3 protein-coding genes are annotated in these 6,101 nt (G+C 73.5%); all 3 read right to left on the bottom strand.

Going from position 1 to position 6,101, the window contains the following annotated elements:
- Positions 1–144 precede the first annotated feature (144 nt).
- Complete coding sequence (hflX, locus tag ACIBK8_RS35090; RefSeq protein ID WP_399046672.1) at positions 145–1,632, bottom strand: GTPase HflX; 1,488 nt, start codon at positions 1,630–1,632, stop codon at positions 145–147.
- Between the two features lie 283 nt (positions 1,633–1,915).
- Positions 1,916–3,418 carry a M1 family metallopeptidase gene (locus ACIBK8_RS35085; RefSeq protein WP_399046670.1) on the bottom strand — a complete coding sequence of 501 codons (1,503 nt, stop codon included), beginning with the start codon at positions 3,416–3,418 and terminating at the stop codon, positions 1,916–1,918.
- Between the two features lie 208 nt (positions 3,419–3,626).
- Positions 3,627–6,023, bottom strand: coding sequence for a RelA/SpoT family protein (locus ACIBK8_RS35080; protein ID WP_399046668.1), 2,397 nt, complete (start codon positions 6,021–6,023; stop codon positions 3,627–3,629).
- Positions 6,024–6,101 lie beyond the last annotated feature (78 nt).

Genomic DNA, 6,101 nt, shown 5'->3' with positions numbered 1-6,101 from the left:
AGCTTCTTCGGCCCCTGGGCCGTCCGGATCTCCCGGATCTTGAAGTCCATCGCATCCCCTGAACTGGGGTGTTGCGACAACCACTAGAACAGAAGGAGACCGGGTGCGGGCCTTCGTGTCGTACGGCGCCGTAAGCGCCCGGCGTTACGCGGCCGGGACGAACGGCTGGAATTCGGCGGCGAGTTCCTGATGGACCCGCGCCTTGAGGACCGTGCCGTCCGCGGTGTGCTCCTCGGAGATGACCTCGCCCTCGGCGTGCGCCCGCGAGACCAGGGCGCCCTGGGTGTAGGGCACCAGCGCCTCGATCTCGACCTCGGGGCGCGGCAGTTCCTCGTCCAGCAGGTCCAGCAGCTCCGTCATGCCCTGGCCGGTGCGGGCCGAGACCACGAGGGCGTGCTTCTCCTGGCGCAGCAGGCGCTGCAGCACCAGCGGATCGGCGGCGTCCGCCTTGTTGACGACCACGATCTCGGGCACGTCCGACGCGCCGACGTCGCGGATCACCTCGCGCACGGCGGCCAGCTGCTCCTCCGGCACCGGGTGCGAGCCGTCGACGACGTGCAGGATGAGGTCGGAGTCGCCGACCTCCTCCATCGTGGAGCGGAACGCCTCGACGAGGTGGTGCGGCAGGTGCCGGACGAATCCGACGGTGTCGGCGAGGGTGTAGAGCCGCCCGCTGGGCGTCTCGGCCCGCCGGACGGTCGGGTCCAGGGTGGCGAACAGGGCGTTCTCCACCAGCACTCCGGCGCCGGTGAGGCGGTTGAGCAGGGAGGACTTGCCGGCGTTGGTGTAGCCGGCGATGGCGACCGAGGGGACCTTGTTGCGCCGGCGTTCCTGGCGCTTGATGTCCCGGCCGGTCTTCATCTCCGCGATTTCCCGGCGCATCTTCGCCATCTTCTCGCGGATCCGCCGCCGGTCCGTCTCGATCTTGGTCTCACCGGGGCCACGGGTGGCCATGCCACCGCCGCTGCTGCTGGATCCGCCGCCGCCCATCTGACGGGACAGCGACTGGCCCCAGCCGCGCAGCCTGGGCAGCATGTACTGCATCTGCGCCAGGGAGACCTGCGCCTTGCCCTCACGGGACTTGGCGTGCTGGGCGAAGATGTCGAGGATCAGGGCGGTCCGATCGACCACCTTGACCTTGACGACGTCCTCCAGGTGGATCAGCTGGCCCGGGGACAGCTCGCCGTCGCACACCACGGTGTCGGCGCCGGATTCGAGCACGATGTCGCGCAGCTCCAGCGCCTTGCCCGAGCCGATGTACGTGGCCGGGTCCGGCTTGTCGCGGCGCTGGATGACGCCGTCGAGCACCATGGCGCCCGCCGTTTCGGCGAGGGCGGCCAGCTCGGCGAGGGAGTTCTCCGCGTCGTGCACCGTCCCCGAGGTCCAGACGCCGATGAGCACCACGCGCTCCAGGCGGAGCTGGCGGTACTCGACCTCGGTGACGTCCTCCAGCTCGGTGGACAGACCTGCGACGCGGCGCAGCGCGGCGCGCGCCGATCGGTCGTACTGGTCGCCGTCACGCTCCCCGTCGATCTCGTGGCTCCAGGCGACGTCCTCTTCCATCAGGGCGTCGGCCCGAAGGCTCTCGGGGAGGCTCTGTCGGTCCTGCGGAAGGGAAGAAGAGGAGGTCATTTGATCCTTTGTGTCGTCGGTAAGTCCTCGGGGAGGCCGGCCGGCCCCGCTGGGACTGTCGGTGATGACAACGTCCGGCGTGCGCGGGAGATTCCCCGGCCGCCGGAGTCGACCCGATGATGGTCGCACGGCCGGTGGAGGCCGTCACGCGGGTTTCCCGGCGTTTCCCCGGCGGACGGGCCCGGTGGCCACGGACGGCGGCGCCCCGTCCCGCGGAACGGCCGCACGGACCGTACGGACGGCCGCCGCGGGCCACCGGCCCCGGGACGCACGACGCCGTCGCTCACTTGGCGCGCCCGGACGTCCACTCCGGGTGGCCCGGCATCGGCGGCGTCTTCCTGCCGTACAGCCAGGCGTGCAGGAAGCCGGACTGGTCCTGCCCGGAGAGCTCCGATGCCAGGGCGACGAAGTCGGCGGTGCGGGCGGCGCCGTCGCGGTGCCTGGCCACCCAGCTGCGCTCCAGGCGGTCGAAGGCCACCGGGCCGATCCTCTGGCGCAGCGCGTACAGGACCAGGGCGCTGCCGTCGTAGACGACCGGCCGGAAGATGCTGATCTTCTTGCCCGGGACGGGGGGCTTCGGCGCGGCGGGCGGTCCGCCGTCGGCGCGCCAGCCGTCGGACAGCTGGTACGCGCGGTGCATCCGGGTCTCCAGGGAGGCCCGCTTCATGCCGCCCTTCTCCTGGGCGTAGAGCGCCTCGTACCAGGTGGCGTGGGCTTCGTTGAGCCAGAGGTCGGACCAGCGGTGCGGGCTGACGCTGTCGCCGAACCACTGGTGGGACAGCTCGTGCACCATCACCGACTCGACGTACCAGGCGGGCAGCCGCCCGGAGGTGAACAGGTCCTTCTCGAAGAGCGAGAGGGTCTGTGTCTCCAGCTCGAATCCGGTCCGCGCGTCGGCGATCAGCACCCCGTACAGCGGGAACGGGTAGCGGCCGACCTTCCGTTCCATCCAGGCGATCTGGGCCGGTGTCCTGGCGAGCCAGGGGGCGAGTGCCTTGCGGTCGGCCGCGGGCACCACGTCGCGGACGGGCATGCCGTGCGGCCCGCGGCGGACGAGCACGGCGGACGTCCCGATGGAGACCTGCGCCAGCTCGGTCGCCATGGGGTGGGCGGTGCGGTACGTCCAGGTGCGGCGCGGTCCGTGGTCGCCGCGCCCGGCGGGCAGGCCGTTGGCGACGACCGTCAGCTTCCGGGGCGCGGTGATGTGGAACGTGAAGAACGCCTTGTCCGATGGGTGGTCGTTGCAGGGGAAGACGCGGTGGGCGGCGTCGGCCTGGTTGGCCATCGCCAGCCCGTCGGTGGTCCGGATCCAGCCGCCGTCGCCGGTGCCGCGCGGGTCGCTGGTGTGCCGGACGACGATGCGCACCGGCTGGCCAGGCACGAGGTGGTAGGCCGGGGTGACCACCAGGTCCTCGCCGTGCTGCGCGTGCCGGGCGGGCAGGCCGTCGACGGTGACGGAGCCGACGGTGCCGCGGGCGAAGTCGAGGTTGACGCGCTCCAGCTCGGTGGTGACGCGTGCGGTGATCTCGGTGACGGCGGTCAGCGGCCGGTCGTTGCGGCCCGGGTAGTCGAGCGAGACGTCGTAGGACGTGACGTCGTAGCCGGGGTTGCCGAGCGTGGGGAAGAGCCGGTCGCCGATACCGCGTGCCCCGGGGGCTGCGGGTGCCGCGGCGCCGATCGCCGCGGCGGCGGCCAGCGCGAGGGCGAGGGTGCGGCGGGCGGCCCGGGACGGGCGGCGGGCGGGGTGGTGGACTTCGCCGGACGCGCGGCGCGAGGAATGCGGCATGGGCTACCGCTATCAGCGCGGCCGACTGCCCGGGGGACGGCGCGGCAGCACGGCACCCGAACGGGCGGGGCGGCGGCCTGCGGCCCGTATGCGCGGCCGGATCGCCGGGCGTCCGTTCGGTGGCGCGACGCTCCGGCGGCCACCGCGGTGACGTTTCTCCGGGTGCGGGCCAGACGCCGCGACGCCGCGGAGATCCGTCAGAAGCGCCCTAAGGGCGCCCGACGGCCGCCGGGGCGGCGCGGCCCGCACGGAGGACGTCGAAGACACCGGGGACCTGGCGCATCGCGCGCATCAGGGAGGGCAGTTCGGCGGCGTCGGGCAGGTGGAGCGTGTAGGTGTGGCGGACCCGCTGCTCGTGCGGCGGTTCCACGGCGGCGGAGACCACGGCGGCGCCCTGGACGGCGATGACTTCGGTGAGGTCGGCCAGGAGGTGCGGGCGGCTGAACGCCTCGGCGAGCAGGGTGACCCGGCAGCCGTGGCCGGTGTGTCCCGCGCCCCGCCAGCTCACGTCGACGGTCTGCCGGCCCATGGCTGCCATCCGGGCGACCGCGGGGCACAGCGCCCGGTGCACGGTGACGTTGCCGCCGCGCACCGCGAACCCGGTGACGGAGTCGGGCGGCACCGGCGTACAGCAGCCGGCGAGCCGGACGGCGGCGCCCGGCAGGTCGGCCACCGCGAGGACGGACGCGGGTCCGGACAGCGGGTCGGGGGACGGGCCGGGCGGCAGCAGGCCCGCGCGGTCGTCGGAGCCGGGCCGGTCCGTGGGGCCGGAGAGGCCCATGGGGTCGGAGAGGTCCGTGGGGTCGGAGAAGTCCGTGGGGTCGGTGTGCTCCCCGGCTGTCGTCGCCGGTGGCGCGGTCCGGGCCGTGATGTCCGCGGCGGCGGGCGGCGGGACGGCGGGGCGGGACCGGCCGGTGGGCCCGTCGTCCTCCTGGCAGGTGCCGGGCGGCTGCTGCCCCTCTTCCGGGCCGCCGCCGTCGGCCTCCCCCGGGACGGCGGCGGCGTCGCCCGGACGCTCCGCCAGCCACCGGGAGATGGCGAGCCGGGCCGCGGGGGTGCGGGCGTGTTCCAGCCACTCGGGCGAGGGGCCGGCGGCGGAGTCAGGGGCCATCAGCAGGTGCAGGCTGTCGCCGTCGCGCAGGACCGTGGAGAGCGTCGCGAGCCGGCCGTTGACCCGGGCGCCGATGCAGCAGTGCGCCGCCTCGCCGTGCAGCGCGTACGCGGCGTCCACACAACTCGCCCCGGCGGGCAGCCCGATGGCGCCGCCAGGACCCGCGGCCGGGTCGCCGGCGCAGAAGACCGTGATCTCCCGGTCCTGGGCGAGGTCGGCGCGCAGCGAGGTCCAGAAGGTGTCGGGGTCGGGGGTGGCGCTCTGCCACTCCAGCAGCCGGGAGAGCCACCCGGGGCGGGTCGGGTCGGCGCGCTCGCCGTCGGGGGTCTCGGCGCCGTCGGTGGGGGTGTACGGGTTCCCCAGGGCGATCACCCCGGCCTCGGCGACGCGGTGCATCTGGTGGGTGCGGATCAGGGTCTCGGCGATCTCGCCCGTCTCGCCCGCCACCGCGGTGTGCAGCGACTGGTAGAGGTTGAACTTGGGGGCCGCGATGAAGTCCTTGAACTCGGAGATCACTGGTGTGAAGCAGGTGTGCAGCTCGCCCAGCACCGCGTAGCAGTCGGCGTCCTCGGCGACCAGGACGAGCAGCCGGCCGAGATCCGCGCCGGTCAGCTCGCCGCGGCTCAGCCGGACGCGGTGCGCGGAGACGAAGTGCCGTGGCCGCACGAGCACTTCGGCGTCGATGCCGGCCTCGGCGAGGGTGGTGCGCACCCGGGCGGCGAGCGCGGCGAGCGGGTCGGGCCGCTGCGCGCACTCCGCGACCAGGCGGCGGGTGACGGCGTAGTCATCGGGGCGCAGGATCGCGAAGACCAGGTCCTCGAGCTCGGTCTTGAGCGCCTGGACGCCGAGGCGTTCGGCGAGCGGGATCAGCACGTCGCGGGTGACCTTGGCGATCCTGGCCTGCTTCTCGGGGCGCATCACCCCGAGGGTGCGCATGTTGTGCAGCCGGTCGGCGAGCTTGATGGACATCACGCGGACGTCGTTGCCGGTGGCGACCAGCATCTTGCGGAAGGTCTCCGGCTCGGCCGCCGCGCCGTAGTCGACCTTCTCCAGTTTGGTCACGCCGTCGACGAGAAAGCAGACCTCGTCGCCGAACGCCGCCCGGACCTGATCGAGCGTCACATCCGTGTCCTCGACGGTGTCGTGGAGCAGGGACGCGGTCAACGTCGTGGTTTCGGCGCCCAGTTCGGCCAGGATGAGGGTGACGGCGAGCGGGTGCGTGATGTACGGCTCGCCGCTCTTGCGCATCTGGCCGCGGTGCGAGGACTCGGCGAGGACATACGCCTTGCTGAGGATGGCGAGGTCGGCGTCCGGATGGTGGCCGCGGTGCACCTTGGCGACGTGTTCCAGGGCGTCGGGGAGACCGTCGCGCGGGGCCGTGCCCAGCAGCGCGGCGCGGCCGATGCGGCGCAGTCCGTGCAGCTCCAGTCGCGCACGGCCGCGCTTGCGGCTCGCCGCTCCAGGGTTACCTGGGTTAGTGGCCTCTGCGCTCATGGGCACCTCCGGCAGCGTCGACCGGCGGTGGCGCGCCACCAGTTGGGCGGCCGGGCCGGTGCTTGATGCTACCGAGCC

This window comes from Streptomyces sp. NPDC050161 (assembly GCF_044460025.1).
GTDB lineage: Bacteria > Actinomycetota > Actinomycetes > Streptomycetales > Streptomycetaceae > Streptomyces.
This window is presented reverse-complemented; position numbering and strand designations above follow the sequence as displayed.